The sequence below is a fragment of the Amycolatopsis sp. NPDC051371 genome (assembly GCF_040682155.1).
In the GTDB taxonomy this organism is placed as follows: domain Bacteria; phylum Actinomycetota; class Actinomycetes; order Mycobacteriales; family Pseudonocardiaceae; genus Amycolatopsis.
In genome coordinates this window covers 150,372-166,742 of sequence record NZ_JBFBAG010000003.1, presented here as the reverse complement: position 1 = coordinate 166,742, position 16,371 = coordinate 150,372, and the positions used below count along the sequence as shown (strand labels likewise).

15 protein-coding genes are annotated in these 16,371 nt (G+C 69.2%); 12 read left to right on the top strand and 3 right to left on the bottom strand.

The features are described from left to right. Positions 1-4 precede the first annotated feature (4 nt). From AB0M59_RS05330 to AB0M59_RS05320, 3 genes are read left to right on the top strand one after another with little or no spacing between them, the layout of a single operon-like run. Positions 5-997 carry a hypothetical protein gene (locus tag AB0M59_RS05330; RefSeq protein WP_364609021.1) on the top strand — a complete coding sequence of 331 codons (993 nt, stop codon included), beginning with the start codon at positions 5-7 and terminating at the stop codon, positions 995-997. Then, entirely contained in the window at positions 994-2,094 is a 1,101-nt protein-coding gene (locus tag AB0M59_RS05325) for an alcohol dehydrogenase catalytic domain-containing protein (protein WP_364609018.1), read from the top strand. The genes AB0M59_RS05330 and AB0M59_RS05325 overlap by 4 nt, the downstream gene beginning before the upstream one ends. 31 nt (positions 2,095-2,125) lie before the next feature. Beyond that, complete coding sequence (locus AB0M59_RS05320; RefSeq protein WP_364609015.1) at positions 2,126-2,974, top strand: NmrA family NAD(P)-binding protein; 849 nt, start codon at positions 2,126-2,128, stop codon at positions 2,972-2,974. 46 nt (positions 2,975-3,020) lie between these two features. On the opposite strand, the gene AB0M59_RS05315 is transcribed toward AB0M59_RS05320, so the two are convergent. After that, positions 3,021-3,869, bottom strand: coding sequence for an NADP-dependent oxidoreductase (locus AB0M59_RS05315; protein ID WP_364609012.1), 849 nt, complete (start codon positions 3,867-3,869; stop codon positions 3,021-3,023). A gap of 241 nt (positions 3,870-4,110) precedes the next feature. Between AB0M59_RS05315 and AB0M59_RS05310 the strand changes: the two genes are divergently transcribed. Genes AB0M59_RS05310 through AB0M59_RS05300 form a run of 3 tightly spaced genes read left to right on the top strand, consistent with a single transcriptional unit; the run spans position 4,111 to position 7,053 of the window. After that, positions 4,111-5,073 carry an amidohydrolase family protein gene (locus tag AB0M59_RS05310; RefSeq protein ID WP_364609009.1) on the top strand — a complete coding sequence of 321 codons (963 nt, stop codon included), beginning with the start codon at positions 4,111-4,113 and terminating at the stop codon, positions 5,071-5,073. Positions 5,074-5,108: 35 nt separating this feature from the next. Beyond that, positions 5,109-5,564 carry a MarR family transcriptional regulator gene (locus AB0M59_RS05305; RefSeq protein WP_364609006.1) on the top strand — a complete coding sequence of 152 codons (456 nt, stop codon included), beginning with the start codon at positions 5,109-5,111 and terminating at the stop codon, positions 5,562-5,564. A gap of 13 nt (positions 5,565-5,577) precedes the next feature. Next, positions 5,578-7,053 carry an aldehyde dehydrogenase family protein gene (locus AB0M59_RS05300; protein ID WP_364609003.1) on the top strand — a complete coding sequence of 492 codons (1,476 nt, stop codon included), beginning with the start codon at positions 5,578-5,580 and terminating at the stop codon, positions 7,051-7,053. 251 nt (positions 7,054-7,304) lie between these two features. Here the strand turns inward: AB0M59_RS05300 and AB0M59_RS05295 are convergent, their stop codons facing one another. Beyond that, positions 7,305-8,090 (bottom strand): enoyl-CoA hydratase-related protein, encoded by a 786-nt coding sequence (locus tag AB0M59_RS05295; protein WP_364609000.1) that lies wholly within the window; start codon positions 8,088-8,090, stop codon positions 7,305-7,307. Further along, the gene (locus AB0M59_RS05290) at positions 8,087-9,148 is read right to left on the bottom strand and encodes a phosphotransferase family protein (protein WP_364608997.1); all 1,062 of its coding nucleotides are present in this window, start codon (positions 9,146-9,148) and stop codon (positions 8,087-8,089) included. The genes AB0M59_RS05295 and AB0M59_RS05290 overlap by 4 nt, the downstream gene beginning before the upstream one ends. Positions 9,149-9,304: 156 nt before the next feature. Between AB0M59_RS05290 and AB0M59_RS05285 the strand changes: the two genes are divergently transcribed. From AB0M59_RS05285 to AB0M59_RS05260, 6 genes are all read left to right on the top strand, one after another. Next, on the top strand, positions 9,305-10,096 hold the full coding sequence (locus AB0M59_RS05285; RefSeq protein ID WP_364608995.1) for a TetR family transcriptional regulator: 792 nt from the start codon (positions 9,305-9,307) through the stop codon (positions 10,094-10,096). Positions 10,097-10,216: 120 nt separating this feature from the next. Next, complete coding sequence (locus tag AB0M59_RS05280; RefSeq protein WP_364608992.1) at positions 10,217-11,386, top strand: acyl-CoA dehydrogenase family protein; 1,170 nt, start codon at positions 10,217-10,219, stop codon at positions 11,384-11,386. Positions 11,387-11,448: 62 nt separating this feature from the next. Continuing rightward, positions 11,449-12,144, top strand: coding sequence for a FadR/GntR family transcriptional regulator (locus AB0M59_RS05275; RefSeq protein WP_364608989.1), 696 nt, complete (start codon positions 11,449-11,451; stop codon positions 12,142-12,144). Positions 12,145-12,259: 115 nt separating this feature from the next. Further along, on the top strand, positions 12,260-13,258 hold the full coding sequence (locus tag AB0M59_RS05270; RefSeq protein WP_364608986.1) for a 3-keto-5-aminohexanoate cleavage protein: 999 nt from the start codon (positions 12,260-12,262) through the stop codon (positions 13,256-13,258). Between the two features lie 197 nt (positions 13,259-13,455). After that, the gene (locus AB0M59_RS05265; RefSeq protein ID WP_364608983.1) at positions 13,456-14,304 is read left to right on the top strand and encodes a hypothetical protein; all 849 of its coding nucleotides are present in this window, start codon (positions 13,456-13,458) and stop codon (positions 14,302-14,304) included. A 52-nt stretch (positions 14,305-14,356) separates the two neighbouring features. Beyond that, positions 14,357-16,327 (top strand): acetoacetate--CoA ligase, encoded by a 1,971-nt coding sequence (locus AB0M59_RS05260; protein ID WP_364608980.1) that lies wholly within the window; start codon positions 14,357-14,359, stop codon positions 16,325-16,327. Positions 16,328-16,371: the final 44 nt, after the last annotated feature.

The following is a 16,371-nucleotide window of genomic DNA, read 5'->3' as shown; positions in this document are numbered from 1 at the left end:
CCCCGTGCGGGTAGTCGAAGACATCATCGCTCTGGGTTCCGCGGAACCGCTGCAGAGCGTCGTACGCGACGAGCACCTGTTGCTGTCGCCTCCGCACCCGCCGAAGGTGCCGGTGAAACTGTGGGGCGAGCATCCGCCGTTGTCGGTGGTGCACTACCCCCAGGAATACCAGGATCTGCCGTACGCCCCGCCACGCGGTGTCTACGAGAACGACGAGATCCGCGTCGAGTGGCAGATCCTGGAGGGCCGGCAGCCGTTCTACCACCGCAACTGCGACGTGGACGAGATCTCCTACCAGATCGCCGGCGAGCGTGCCCTGATGACCGAACTGGGTGTGCTCGACCACCGGCCGGGCGACTTCTCCCGCATCCCCCGTGGGGTGGCGCACGACAACTACTGCGTGGCCGACAGTCACCTGCTGTTCTACATCCCGGCGCCGGTCAGCGAGCTGGTGCCGGGCACGCGCGAATCCCAGGCGAGGTTCCCCGCGTTTCCCGGCTGGCGGGCAGGCGAGGCGAACGAGGCGATCACCCAGTGCATGGGGTCCGTCGGCCACGACATCACCGTCTTCCCGGCCGACGAAGAGGAGCTGCTCGGCCACGTCCACGGCGCGCGCCGCCGGATCCAGCTCCTGCGGCCCGATCCCGCCCAGGCCACCACCTGGCTGTACGGGACCGACCGCATCCGGCTCGGTCACGTGCGTGTCGCCCCCGGCGGCGAGCGGCGCTACCGGCGTACCCTCGACGCCGACGAGATCCAGTACCAGGCGCACGGCCGTCGGACCCTGCTCACCCAGCGCGGTGTCGTCGACCTCGAGCCCGGCGACTTCGTGCGCATCCCGCTCGGGATCGCGCATGCCAGCGCGGCGACCGAGCCCGGCGACTACATCAGCCTGCTCTCGCACCGCGAACTGCCGCAGATCGCCGAGACCGACCGCACCGCCGACGCCTACCGGCCCGAACGGCTCGCGACTCTCGACGCGGAGGTCCGCGCATGACCACGATGCTCGCGCTCCGAGCCCACCGGGGCGCGGAAACGCTTGTCCTGGAAGAGGTTCCCGTCCCGGAGCCCGGTCCGCTCGACGTGGTCGTCAAGGTCGCCTCGGCCGGCCTGGCCCCGGGCATCATGCGCCTGCTCCACCTGGGCGCGTTCAAGCACCTGCCCACCATCGTGGGTCACGAAGCCGCTGGCACCGTCGCCGCCGTCGGCCGTGACGTCAGCGGCAGCACCGTGGGCGATCGGGTCCGGGTGCACCCGATCCTGAACTGCCGTGAGTGCGTCCACTGCCGCACCGACCGCGACATGATGTGCGCCCAGAGCGCCTTGCTCGGACACGCAGCTCTCGGCCAGGGCGCCATGCCGCTCTACTCGGAGTACCACGACGGTGGGCTCGCGGAGTACATCCGGGTTCCGCACTGGCTGATCGACTCCCTGCCGGACTCGGTCAGCTTCGACGTCGCGGCCAAGGTGCACGATCTCGCCAACGCGGTGCGCGCGTTCAAGTGCGCCGAGCTGCCGGTCGGGTCCACCGTGGTCGTGACCGCCGCGACCGGCACCATGGGCACTGCGACCGTCAAACTCGCGGAGCACTTCGGCATCGCGCAGCTCATCCTGGTCGGCCGGGACCGTGAGCGGCTCGAGCCCGTCGCCCGGCTGGCCGGTGTGCCGACCAGTCTCGTCGCCCTTGACGACCTCCCCGAAGATTGGGCGGTGAGCGGCGCACTGACCGGCCGGCTCCGGGAACTGTCGCCCGGCGGAGCCGACGCCGTCATCGACTTCATCCCGGAAGGGCCGGCCACCGGGCAGGCCATGGCCGCACTGGCCACCGGTGGCTCGCTGGTCCACATGGGAGCCAACGCCACCCCGCTGGCGCTGCCGCCGGTCGCGATGATGATGCGCTGCTGGCGCTTCTTGACCACGCGCGCCTGCACTCGCAACGACACGCAGGCGGTCTTGCGGCTGCTCGAGACCGGCGCCCTCGCGTTCGACGAGCTCATCACCCACCGGTTCCCGCTCACCGACGCGATCAAAGCCGTGGACGCGATTCAGCAGCGCGTCGACAAGCCGATGTGGATGACCGTGGTCAACCCTTGACCAGCGGCTCACCAGAAGGGATGGATTCCGGATGACACAGCAGGTTGCCGTGATCGGTGCGGGCGGCCACACGGGGCGGCACGTCGTCGCCGATCTTGCCCGGCGCGGCGTCCCGGCCCGCGGCCTGGTGCACAGCGAACGCTCGGCCGAAATCGCCCGGGAGGCCGGCGCGGCGGACGTGGTCTCGATCGACCTCGACGAGCCGGACTCGGTGAGGGCGGCGGTGACCGGGTGCGACACGCTGGTGTTCATCGCGCCGCCGTTCGACGCCGACGAAGAGACTCATGCCGCCGAGGCCCTGCGCGCCGCGACGGCTTCGCGCGTCGGGCATTTCGTGTACTACTCGGTGCTGCACGCGAACCTGCCCGACATGCCGCACCACGTCCGCAAACTGCACGCCGAAAGCCTGGTCCGGCGGTCTTCGCCGGGCTGGACGATCGTCCAGCCCGCCATGTATCAGCAGTCGCTGCTGCGGTTCGTGCAGGCCGCTCGCGACGGTGTGGTCCGGCTTCCGTTCCGGCTCACGGCGTCGTTCCAGCTGGTCGATCTCCGTGACGTGGCGGAAGTCATCGGCCAGGTCTGCGCCGAACCCGGTGAGCACGTCCACGCGAGCTACGAGCTGGCCGGGCCGGAACGGATGACCGCGGAGGAGATGATCCAGCGCATCGGGCAGGCCACTGGTGAGGACCTGCGTGCCGAGCACGTTTCGCCCTTGCAATGGCCGCTCCCGCCGGAGCTGCCCTTGCCGACCGCGCTGGAGATGCTGACGATGTTCGCTCATTACGACGGCAGCGGGTATCCCGGCAATCCGACGGTCCTGAAACACCTTCTCGGCCGTGGGCCCACGCCGCTGGCTACCACCGCACGCCGTGAACTGTGAGGGCGCCCTGGGCCCGGATCCCGCGCGGGTCCGGGCCCAGGGGCGGTCAGGGCAGGAGCACGACCTTGCCGCCGGGGTGACCGCTCGCCACCAGCTCGTGCGCGGCCGCGGCCTCGGACAGCGGGAACGTCCGCCCGATCGGGAGCTCGAGCCGGCCTTGCGCCGCGAGCGGCAGCAGCGTCCGCCACGCCTCGTCCCGGATCTCGGTTCCGGGATCGCCTCCCAGCCCGCCGATCAGCCGGATCCCGGCGTCCGCGCGGCCGAACGCCACCGCCGATACGATCTGCGCAGGGGCGCTGACGAGCTCGAGCGACGCGTCGATGGCCTCGTCGGTGCCGGCGACGTCGAACACACCGTCCACCCCGGACGGCGCCGCCTCGCGCAGCCGGCCGAGCAGCCCGTCCCCGTAGGCGACCGGCACCGCGCCGTGCCGGCGCAGCAGTTCGTGACGCGCGTCGCCGGCCGTGCCGATGACCTCGACGCCCGCGGCCACGGCCAGCTGGACGGCGAGGATGCCGACTGCGCCCGACGCGCCGTGCACCACGAGCGTCTGACCCTCCTTGAGGTCCAGCAGGGTCAGCGCGTGGACGGCGGTGCGGCCCGCCGCGAGCAGGCCGGAGGCGACTTCCCACGACACTTCCACTGGTTTCGGCACCACGACGCCGGCCTTGACGGTCACCGCGGTGGCATAGCCGCCGCTCGTGCGCGCGACGACTTCGTCTCCCACGTTCAGCGGCCCCGCCGGACCGGTTGCGTCCTCGCCGACGGCGCTGACCACCCCGGCGACCTCCACGCCGAGCGAGATCGGCAAGTTCGCCGGGTCGGTGCCGAACGCGCCGCTGTACACCTTGGTGTCGAACGGGTTCACCCCGGCGGCCCGTACCTCGATCGTCACTTCCCCCGGTCCTGGCGGAGGAACCTCGCGGTCCACGAAGGACAGGTTCTCCGGTCCACCGAAGCCGGTGGCCACCACTGCTTTTGCCATGTTCGCGACAACCCCGCGGTCCGCGCCGGTATTCCGGCGGGACGCCCGCAGAACCTCACTCACTCTAAAGTGGTTACTTGCAATCAAGTACTTGATAGAAGACAGGCAGTTGAGTACGGTGAAGCTGAATATGGCCTGGTTGGAGGAGATTGTGCGCGTTATCGCTGTGGAAGAAGCGTTCTCGGTTCCTGGGGCGATCAAGCAGGAAGGTTCGATCCGGCAGGGTTTCGCGGTGCCGGGTCCGACGGCGCGGGAGTGGTTCCGGCGCCTGGCCGATCTCGCCGAGCTGCGGCTGGCGGACATGGACGCGAACGGCGTCGACATGCAGGTCCTTTCGCTGGCCTCGCCCGGTCTCGAGGTGATCGGCGATCCAGGAGAGGCCGTCGCCGCCGCGCGGCGCGTCAACGACCACCTGGCCAAGGCGGTCGCTGAGCACCCGGACCGATTCGCGGGCTTCGCGGCCCTTCCCCTGCAGGACCCCGCGGCCGCAGTGGTGGAGCTGCGCCGGGCCGTGGAGGAGCTGGGGCTCAAGGGTGTCCTGTACAACGACCACGTGCGCGGCCACTACCTGGACGAGCCGCAGTTCAGGCCGGTTTGGGCGGAACTCGAGCGCCTCGGTGTGACGCTGTACCTGCACCCGGCCGCGGTACCGGCCGACAACTGGCGTGTTTTCGAGGGATATCCCGTGCTGGCCGGGCCGTCGTGGGGGTGGACCGCGACGGTGGCCGCCCACGCGCTGCGGGTGATCTACAGCGGTGTGTTCGACGAGTTCCCGGGCGCGTCGCTGACGTTGGGGCACATGGGGGAGCTCCTGCCGTTCCAGCTGGCCCGCCTCGACAGCCGCTACGCGCACGTGGAACCCGAGGACCGGACGCGGCAGCTGCCCTCGTACTACTTGCGGAACAACGTGTACGTGACCACCAGCGGTGTCATGTCGCACGCCGCGCTGCTGGGCGCCACCCATGCCATCGGGATCGACCGGGTGCTGTTTTCGATCGACTACCCGTTCGAGTCGAGTGCCGAGGCGGTTGAGTTCCTGCGTACCGCGCCGTACTCCCCGGCCGATTTGGAGCGCATCGCCCACGGCAACGCGGAACGTGTCCTGCGGTTGTGAACGCGTGCTACCCCTCGTACTCGATCGGCGTATCGATGCCGTCGAACGGTGAGGGACCGGTCGCCGCCGGTGCGTTCGACCGGGTGACCTGGGCGCTGCGGCGGGCGGAACTGGCCATGCAGGCCGTCAAGGAACAGCGGCTGCGGTCGCTGGGACTGTCGGTGGCGCACTACTCCCTGCTGATCTCCGTCCACACCCATCCCGGTTTGACGGGCGCGGAGCTGGCCCGCCGCCTGGGGGTCACCCCGCAAGCGGTGGCCGCTTTGGCGGATCGGCTGGTGGGGCGGGGCCAGGTGGAGCGCCGGACGCATCCCCGTCATCGGCGGGTGCAGGAGCTGTACCTCACCGCGGCCGGACGCGCGGTGCTGCGCCTGGCCGACGACAGGGTGGCGGAGGTCGAACAGAAGATCACCGAGCAGCTGGGGCGCGTGGACACCGCGACGCTCAGAGCGCTGCTCGAACGGGTCGCCGTCGCGGCCCTCGAATTGTGAAAGAGGCGTCACGATGTCCGACGTGAGTGTGGTCCGTACGAAGTGGTCGTCCGAAGAGGACGCTGACCGCTTCACCGTCGAGAACCCCGCGACCGGAGCGCCATTGGCCGTGGTCCAGGGCGCCGGCGAGAAGGAGGTCGACTCCGCCGTGCGGGCCGCCTACGATGCGCACCTCTCCTGGAAGGCGCGGCCGCCCCGCGAGCGAGGCCGGTGGCTGCGGGCGGTCGCTCAGGCGGTGCGCGAGAACGCCGACGAGATCGCGGCCCTGGAGACGAGCGACAACGGCAAACCCTTAGCCCAGGCGCGGCAGTTCGACCTCATGGCCGCGATCGGGATCTTCGAGTTGTTCGCGAGCCTGTGCGAGGCAATGCCCGGGCAGTTCCGCGACGAAGGGAACGTCCTGGATCTCACGGTGCTCGAACCGTACGGCGTCGTCGGCGCGATCGTGCCGTTCAACTGGCCACCGATCCACACCGCGAGCAAGCTGGCTCCCGCGCTGGCTGCCGGCAACGCGGTGGTGATCAAGCCGCCTGAGCAGGCTCCGCTGTCGGCTCTGCGGCTCGTGGAGATCGTCCAGTCCATCCTGCCTGATGACGTCGTGCACATCATTCCCGGCACCAGCCGGATCGGCGCGGTGCTGGCCGGGCATCCGCTCGTCGGCAAGATTTCACTCACCGGTTCGCCGGCGACCGGCTCGGCGGTCCTCAAGACCGTGGCCGACAATCTGACGCCCACGCTGATGGAACTCGGTGGCAAGAACCCGTTCATCATCTTCGGCGACGCGGACCTCGACTCGGCGTTGCCGTGGGCGATCGAGGGTGGCTTCTTCAACCAGGGCGAGGCGTGCACGGCGGCATCCCGCGTTTTGGTCCAGGCCGACATCCTTGACGACGTCGTTCGCCGCTACGCCGAAGCAGTGCCGCGGCTGCGCGTGGGCGACGGCGCCGACCCCGGGACCCATATCGGGCCGATGGTCAGCGCCGCTCAGCGCAAGCGGGTCCTGGACTACATCGACATCGGCGTCGAGGAGGGCGCGACGATCGCGGCTCAGGCGCCGTTGCCCGACGACCCACGGCTGGCTGACGGATTCTACGTTCCCCCGACACTGTTCACCGGCGTCCACCGGGACATGCGCATCGCGCAGGAGGAGATCTTCGGCCCGGTCGTGACCGTGATCCCCTTCCAGGACGAGGCCGAGGCGGTCAGCATCGCCAACGGCACCGACTTCGGGTTGCTCGCCGCGGTGTTCACTCGCGACTCGGAACGCGCGCTGCGCGTGAGCCGGGCGCTGCAGGCCGGGTTCGTCATGGTGAACAACTACAACCGCGCCTTCACGGGAACCCCGTTCGGCGGCGTCGGCGCCAGCGGGTACGGGCGCGAACTCGCGCTGGAGACCCTGCACGAGTACGGCTACAGCAAGAGCATCCGGCTGCCCTCCGGCACGGCTGAAATTCGCCGGTGGGCGCCCTCGCTCGAGGTCAGCGGGTGAGCGGGAGTCCCGGAAGAGCACGCGAAATCTCCTCGCACGACCAAGACCGCCATGGTTACCCACCAGGAAGTGAACGTGGGCGCGATGCCTGAGTCGAACAGTGGCCGCTTCGGGCGGGATGATACCGCTTGAAGGACGCTGGACCACCGCGGAGCGCACGACATCCCGCGTGCGCGCGATCCGGCCGGCCATCTCCCGCAGGCTGGGCTGGCACCCCTCGGCGGGTGAGCCGTTAGCGCGATCTGTTCTTTTCACCGACCGTTCTCGGCCGACGGAAACCTCGGTGGGCGCTTTTCCAGGAAGGCCGCGACGCCCTCGCGGCCGTCCGGAGCCGCCGCCCGGCTCCGGACTGACAGCGCCTCTCGCCGTAGGACGACTTCGGCCGCAGGGGTGGCCGTCTCCCGGAGCAGCCGTTTGGTGGCGACCTGGGCGGAGCGCGATCCGGACCTGAGTTGCCGGACCACCTCCGCCGCCCCGGCCTGCAGTTCGTCGTCGGGATACACCTGCGCGACCAGGCCCAGATCGTGTGCTTCCGCGGCCGTCAAGACCGGATTGAGCAGCGCGAGCCGCAGAGTTCGGTGCAGACCGAGGGAGGCGGTGAGCAGCGAGCTTCCCCCGTCGGGGGAGTAGCCGAGCTTGGTGTAGGCCAGGGTGAAGCGGGCCGAAGCACCGGCGAGGACCACGTCGGCCGCCGCGGCGAGGGCGAGCCCGGCGCCGGCTGCCACGCCGTGGACGACGGAGACGACGACAGCGTCCATGCGGTGCAGGTCGCTGACGATGGGGTGCAGGCTTTCGGCGAGATCGTCGACCACCTGCTCGACGTCCTCGGCCGCGGCGAACGCGGAGACGTCACCACCGACACTGAACGAAGGCCCGTCGGCGTCGAGGACGACGACGTGCGCGTCGTCGGCCCGAGCCTGGCGCAGAGCTGCCGCCAACGCGTCCACAGTGGACTGGTTAAGTGCGTTGCCGTGGGCGCCGTCGGCCAACCGGATCCGGGCGACGCGGCGTTGACACGCATAGCCGACCGGGTTCACCGGAGTTCCCCGGATCGGCCCGGCAGGAGGCCGGCTCCGTCGGCCAGCGCGGCGTGCCCGCGTTCGACGAGGGCGGGGACCACGGTGCCGAGGCGGTCGAACCCTTCGCCGACCGTGAGTCCTCGCTGGGCGCGGTAGTGGATCCCTTCGAAGATCGCGGCGATCTTGTAGAACGCGAAGCCGAGATACCACGGCAGCGCGGACAGATCCCGTCCGCTGAGCCGCGCGTAGGACTCCACCAGCACCTCGCTGGACGGAAAGCCGGGCACGTTGCCGGGCACCGCGGCGACCGGGCTGTCCAAGCCGCTCATGCCCTCCCACCAGACGACCGTCGACGCGAGATCGGTGAGCGGGTCGCCGAGGGTGGCCATCTCCCAGTCGAGGACGGCGGCCACCTGCCTGCCGTCCGGCTCGATGACGAGGTTGTCCAGGCGGTAGTCGCCGTGCACGATCGCGGACGCGCCCGGGTCCGGGACGCGCCGGCTCAGCCGCTCGCCCAGGGCGGTGAGGCCGGGCAGGTCCCGGCTGCGCGACGAGTCCAGTTGCCGACCCCAGCGCCGCAGCTGATGTTCGAGATACCCGTCCGGGTGTCCCAACGCGCTCAGCCCTACCGCGGCCGGGTCGGTGTGGTGCAACCGGGCGAGGACGTCGACGAGGGCGTCGGCGAGTTGAGCGGCTGCCTCGCTGTCGAACGCCTCGAGTTGCTCGCGCTCACGCAAGATTTGCCCGTCGCTGAATGTCATGACGTAGAACGGTGCGCCGAGGACCTCCTTCCCGGCTCGCACGACCGGCTCGGGAACGGGCACTTCGCTCGGGTGCAAGGCCCGGAGAACCCGGAACTCACGGTCCATGTCGTGGGCGGTCGCCAGGACGTGGCCCAGCGGTGGCCGGCGCAGGACCCAGCGCCCGATCCCGTCGGTCAGCAGGTACGTCAGGTTGGAGCGGCCTCCCGGCAGCAGCTCGACCCGCAGGGGGCCGGCCAGCAGTTCGGGAAGGGCGTCGCGGAGGAACGCCTCCAGTACGGGCACGGAGACGCCAGGCGGACTCGGCTCCGTCATCAGTGACCTAACCCTTCATACCGATCGGTTGCACGGTAGATCTGAACAAGTTGTCGCGTAGACTTCACCGAGCGGCCGGAACTGTCAAGCGCGGAGAGGACGAAGCCGGTGGGGGCACGTGGGATTCAGCCGGAGGTCCAGGGCGCCCGGAAGGCGGTGGGCCTCCGGCTGCGCGATGCCCGGCGCGCCGCCGGGTTGACGGTGCGCGAGGTGGCCCGGGCGCTTCAGGTCAGCGCCGGTACCTGGAGCGCCGTTGAGAATGGCCGTACGAAGATCGATGAAGTCCGCCTCGAGAAGGCCGCCGGCATCCTGGGCACGGATCCGTCGACGCTGTGCGGTGCGACGGTTCCGGCGAGGGTGAGCTGGCGTGAGTTCCCGCCGCTGCGGCTCGACCCGGCGCTCACCGGCGCGCTCGGCGCTTTCGTGGAACTCGGCTTCCACGGCGCGACCATCCGGGACATCGCGAACCGTGCCGGTCTTTCGGTGCCCGGCGTCTACCACCATTGGCCCAGCAAGCAGGACCTGCTGGTGGCGTTGCTGGATTTCACGATGGAGGACCTGCTCACCCGGGCCCGTGCGGCGCGGGCCGAGGCCGACAGACCGCCGGAGCGGTTCGCCCGCCTCGTGGAATGCCTGGCTCTGTGCCACACCCATCGCCGCGAGCTGGGATTCATCGGAGCGAGCGAAATGCGCAGCCTGGAGGAACCCGGTCGGATCCGCATCGTGACACTCCGCCAGGAGATGCAGCACATGGTCGACGACGAGGTGGTCGAGGGGTGCCGCCGTGGCCTCATGACCACGCCGGTGCCGAGGGAGGCGGCGCGCGCCGTCGTGACGATGTGCACCGCGTTGCCGCAGTGGTGGTCGGCGAGCGGGCCGTCCTCGCCGGAGGCGGTGGCCGGTCAGTACGTCGAGTTCGCGCTGGAGGTCGTGCGGCTGGTGCGTTGACACCCCCGCGGCGCAACCGTACGGTCGAGCCGACCAACCGATCGGTGTTGTTCAGGAGAACTCGTGTCGGACTATGGCTTGCCCGTCCCGTCCACTCGCGCTCTTGAGCTCCGGGACCGGATGACGGTGTTCATGCGGGAACTGGTGCTCCCGGCGGAAGCGGAGTACCTGGCGTATCGCCGGGCCGCGGGAACTGGTGACCATGTCGTGCCGCCGGTCGTCGAAGAGTTGAAATCCGCGGCCAAGGGCGGGGGTCTGTGGAACCTGTTCCTGCCAGCGGAGTCGGGTCTCACCCACCTGGAATACGCGCCGATCGCGGAGCTGTCCGGTTGGAGTCTTGATCTGGCGCCCGAAGCGATCAACGGCCAGGCGCCTGACAGTGGCAACATGGAGCTGCTCCACTTGTTCGGCAGTGCGGCGCAGAAGCGAAAATGGCTGGCTCCGCTGTTGGCCGGGGACATTCGCTCGGCCTTCGCGATGACCGAGCCCGAGGTCGCGAGCAGTGACGCTGCGAACATCGCCACCAGGATCGAGCGGGACGGTGGCTCTTACGTCATCACGGGCGGCAAGTGGTGGGTGAGCGGGGCGATGGATCCGCGCTGTGCGTTCTTCGTCGTCATGGGCAAGACGGATCCCGCGGCGCCGGTGCACCGGCAGCAGACCATGGTGCTCGTGCCGCGGGACGCTCCCGGCATCACGGTCGTGCGCGACCTGCCCGTGTTCGGCCACCACGACCAGCACGGCCATGCCGAAGTGCGGTTCGCCGGTGTCCGGGTGCCGGTCGAGAACGTCATCGGTGAGGAGGGTGGTGGTTTCGCCGCCGCGCAGGCCCGTCTCGGGCCGGGGCGCATCCACCACTGCCTGCGCGCGGTCGGCGCGGCTGAACGTGCCCTGGCGCTGCTGGTCGAGCGGGCGCAGAACCGGGTCGCATTCGGCGGCCCACTGGCTGACCAAGGCGTCGTCCGGCAGCAGATCGCCGAATCGCGGCTGGAGCTGGAACAGGCCCGGCTGCTGTGCTTGCACGCGAGCCGCGCCATGGATGAAGCAGGCAACAAAGCGGCCCGTGATCTCGTGGCGATGGCCAAGGTAGCCGTTCCCCGTGCGGCGACCCGGGTGATCGACCGCGCGATCCAGGTGCACGGAGGCGCAGGCGTCACCGATGTGACTCCGCTGGCCGCCATGTACGGCTGGCACCGAGCGATGCGGCTGTTCGACGGGCCCGACGAGGTGCACCTGCGCTCGATCGCGAAGGCTGAACTCAGGCGAACCCCGACTTTGCCCTCGAACTGAGGCTCGAAGCGGTCTGGACCGCTAAATATCGAAAGGTAACAGGTTTACGTTACCCTGGCGCCATGCATCCAGTGCAACCCGCGGAAAAGCCCCATGAGGGCGTGGCCCGCCAGCTGAGAGACACGATCTTGAGCGGACGGTACCGCCCCGGAGATCGGCTGCCGATCGAGCGTGAGCTGTGCGAGCGGTTCCAGGTGAGCCGTTCCGTTGTCCGCCAAGCCCTGCTCATTCTCGATCAGCAAGGCCTCGTCCGGGTTCGCAGTGGCGTGGGAGGGGGCCCGTTCGTCACCCAGGAGACGCTTCCGGCGGCGATCGCCGCCTTCGAGAACTTGCTCGCCGTGGATCCGTCGGCCGTCGCGGAGTTCGCCCGGGCGAAGGTCGTGCTCGAGCCCGCGGTGACGGCGATGGCAGCCAAGTCCATCACCGAGGACCAGATCGCCGCGCTCGAGGCCAACATCGCCGAAGCGCGAGCGGGGCTGGAGCGCGGCGAAGACGTGGCCGCTCTCATGATCGACTTCCATTCGATCTTGGTGAACTTCACGGCGAACCGGTTCCTCGCCCTGATCGTGGAGTTGATGGGTCGTACGCTCGATCGTTTGCCCGGCATGCCGGACTGGGAGCAGACGGATCCGGGTCAGGTCCTCGCTGAGCACGAGCGCATCGTCGACGCCTTGCGCCGGCATGACGTCGAGGAGGTCCGGAGGTTGACAGCCGAGCATGTGGCAGCCATCTGGCGTCGGGAGATCGATTCGAACTGAGCCGAGCGGAGTCGGCGAAGCAGGGGCTCCGCCCTAAACCTTGAAACATTGAATGTTTCGTGATTTCCTTGTGTGGTCGCGACCGGTCTCGTCGTGGCGGTACAAGGAGGTATCGATGTTCGATCTTTCGCGGAACTGGTCGGAGCTGCCCTCTCTCCGGGAGTCGGTCGAGGCACGGGTGCAAACCGACATGGACGCACTGCCACCGATCGACGTGCAGCCCCCATGGGAAGTACCCGACACAGTCGTGATCACCGCGGCGGTGTCCGGTCGTATCGTGCGGCAGGAATCCGAAGAGCGGTCCGCCGGATTCGGCCTCGATCACGACTCGTTCGTCCGCGCTGCGGTGGAGTCGATCGAGGCGGGCGCGTGCGGGATTCACCTGGACATCCTCGGCATCCCGAAGATCTGGGAGCTCGGCCTCACGCTGCCGCAGGCCTACAGCAGTCTCTACAAGGCGATCACCGCGGGCACGAGCAAGGACTGGATTTGTGACGCGAACGTCCTGACGGGCGACACGTTCGAGCAGAACATGTTCGCGATCACCGCCGGACTCGCGGAAACGGTGCCGATGGCGCCGAACTTCCCGGTGCCGTGGATGGAATCCGCCGCGCACGTCGCCACCGAGCACGGCGTCCGGTTGGTGTTCTCGATCCACTCCGCGGCCGAAGTCGATCTGGCAAATCGGCTGGTGCTGTCGAAGGGGATCCTGAAGCAGAAGCCGATGTGGGGCATCCTCATCGGTTATCCTTATGACGACTCGGCAACGCGACTGGCGACCTACGTCCCGCACCCCAAGGCGATGTTCAGCGAGCTGATCAACATCGTCGACCGGATCCGCGAAATCGATGCCGATGCGGACATCCTGGTGGCTTCGGCGGGCCGGGCGAGTCAGTTCATGGTCACCGCGGCGATGCTGCTGGGCTTGGACGTCCGGGTCGGCACCGAGGACACGGCGTTCAAGTTCCCGCACCGCAACGATCTGCTCGCCAGCAGCAAGGAGTCCGTCGAACGGGCTGTGGCCACCGCCGCCGTGCTCGGCCGCAAGGTCGCGACCGCCGCCGAAGCACGCGATCTGCTCGGACTCCCCGGCAAGCGGAAAAAGGTGGCGTGACCATGACCGAATCCGCGCCTGTCAACGGAGCGCCCCTGACGGATCTGTACACGCGGAACGGCTTTGCCGGTCCTGCGACGGTCATGGTCCGCCGGCAGTACACGCCTGCCTACACCCGGGTCGAAGGTGAGTACTGTCCGTATCGCCTCGAGGCGTGGCAGTCCCAACCGGACAGTTCGGAGCCTCGCGCACTTCCGGTGACACTGCTTCGCAGCCCGACCGTCCGGCTGGACGTGTGGCAGCGCACGGAGGACACCCCGTTCGCCGTCCGCGACGTCCACCACGACCAGGTCTTCTATGTCTTGGACGGACACGCCCGGTTGGAAACCGACTTCGGCGTACTCGATCTCGAACCGATGGACATGGTGCGAATCCCGCGCTCGGTCGCGTTGCGGCTGGTCGATGTGCGAGACCTGCACCTGATCATCCTGGCCACTGCGAACGCCCTCCACGTGAACCCGGAGAACGACGCGGTGCTGAGCCCGGCGCACGTCGACGCGCCCCGCGCGTACGGGAGCCCTGACGGGCGGCCTGGCGAGCACGAGCTGGTGATCCGGCACGGTGAGCACACCACGAGCTACTTCTACGACTATGACCCGCTGCCGATCATCGCGACAGCGGGTGCTCCGGTGGTGCAACGCTTCAACCTGGCCAACGTCAACGCGCTGTCCGTCAAGGGCGCCGCGTCGCCGCCCGCACGGCTGATCGACGACCCCGCGGCCGAGGCAATGATCTTCTACCTCGGCGCGCGGGACAGCGGGAGGCCGCCGGTGCACCACAACGCCGACTACGACGAGATCGGCGTGTACGCCAAGGGACCCGGCGTGTTCGGCGCGCTCGCCGTTCCCGGCACGGCGGTGTGGGTTCCCAAGGGCGTGATCCACCAGGGGCCGGAGGAGAACGTGCCGGACGGATACGTCGCGTGGCTGATCGAGACCCGGGCGAACCTCGAACTCACCGAAGCCGGTCGGCGGATCGCGCAACTGGCGGAGACGAACCAGTTCGAGGTGCATCCGACCGTGGCGCACTTGGTCAGCGTGCGCTGATCCGCCACACATCACTGGGCAACCGACAACGACGTCTGGAGCGAACACACCCATGCAGGACACCCCGAAGATCATCGCGTTCGCGCGCTGGTGTGCCGAGCGGGGCGCGCCGGTTGCGGCTGAAGGTGCGGACTACGAGGACCTGTGGCGCTGGTCGGTCGCCGAGCCGGCGGACTTCTGGGCCTCGGTGCGGGACTTCTTCGAGGTGGCCATGGACGGCACGCCCGCGGCCGTTTTGTCCGGGGAGATGCCGCGCGCTCGATGGTTCGCCGGAACTCGTCTCAACTACGTCGACCAGCTCCTGCGGCACCCGCTTGGTGCCGAGCCGGCGGTGATCGACCTGGCGGAGGCACCCGATGGCGAGCTCGCATTCCAGGAACGGGTGCTCTCGTGGAGCGAACTGACCCGGCAGGTGGCCGCGTTCGCGGCCACTCTCCGCGAGCTCGGGGTGGTGCGGGGCGACCGGGTCGTCGGCTACCTGCCGGATGTCGCCGAGGCGATCGTCGCCTTTCTTGCCAGCGCCAGCATCGGCGCGATCTGGTCGAGCTGCGGGCAGGACTACTCGCCAGCCGCGGCGTCGAACCGGTTCAGCCAGCTGGAGCCGGTCGTGCTCGTTGCCGCCGACGGCTACCGGTTCGGTGGACGTGAGCGTGATCGGCGCGAGGCTGTCAAGGCATTGCTGGCCGAGCTGCCGACGGTGCGTGCCGCTTTCTTGGTGCCACGGCTGGCCAACGGCTCGGTGCCGGGATGCCGGCCGTGGAGCGAGGCGCTGGCGATCCAGGGCGCCGAGCTGGTACCCGAGCCGCTGCCGTTCGACCATCCGCTGTGGGTGCTGTTCTCTTCCGGTACCACCGGAAGGCCCAAGGGAATCGTGCACGGGCACGGCGGGGTGTTGCTGGAACACCTGAAGTCGATCGGCTTGCACCTCGACCTGCGGGCGGGAGACCGGTTCGCCTGGTACACGACGCCCAGCTGGATGGTCTGGAACTACCGGGTGTCCGGGCTCCTGCTCGGCGCTGCCGTCGTGTGCTACGACGGCAGCGCCACGTCGCCGTCACCCGACGTGCTGTGGTCGCTCGCGGCCCGGTACCGCGTCACCTTCCTGGGCGCGAGCCCAGGGTACGTCGCCGCGTGCGAGGCGGCCGGAATCCGGCCAGGCGAACACCACGATCTGCGGGCGCTGCGGGCATTCGGGTCCTCCGGATCGCACCTGCCGGCTTCGGCGTACGAGTGGATCACCAGCCAGGTCGGCAACCGCGTCGAGGTGCAATCGTCGAGCGGCGGAACGGACGTGGTCACGTCTTTCGCGGGTGGCGCACCGACCCTCCCGGTCTCACCGGGGGAGCTGTCCGGCCCGTGCCTCGGCGTGGCGCTCGAGGCATGGGATTCGGCGGGAAAGCCGGTGCGTGGAGAAACCGGGGAGTTGGTGATCACGCGCCCGATGCCGTCCATGCCGCTCCGATTCTGGGACGACCCGGATGGCAGCCGGTACCGGGAGGCGTACTTCTCCACCTACCCGGGAGCATGGCGACACGGCGATTGGGTCACCGTCACCGAACGTGGCACGGTCATCGTCAGCGGCCGATCGGACTCCACGCTGAACCGCCACGGAGTCCGCATCGGAAGCGCAGAGATCTACCAGGTCGTAGAAGCGCTCCCGGAGGTCGCCGAGGCGCTCGTCATCGGTGCCGAGCAGGCCGACGGCGGCTACTGGATGCCACTGTTCCTCCGGCTCGCCGACGGCGGCAGGCTCACCGCGGAGCTGGTCGAGCGAATCAGAGCCGCGATCCGGAGCGGGGCCTCGCCCCGGCACGTGCCCGACGACGTCGTCGCGGTCGACGTGATCCCTCACACGATCACGGGCAAGAAGCTCGAGGTCCCGGTCAAGCGGATCCTGCAGGGCGCCGACATCGCGCACGCCGTCGACGTGGGAGCGATCGACGCCCCGGCAGCGCTCGAGCGGTTCGCGGAGTACCGCGCCGAGCGCGTCCGCGAACTCCGGCGGGGCGACTTCCCACGCTGACCGGATCCACCAGGAGCCGGCCCGAAACCGAGGCAAGGAGAAGC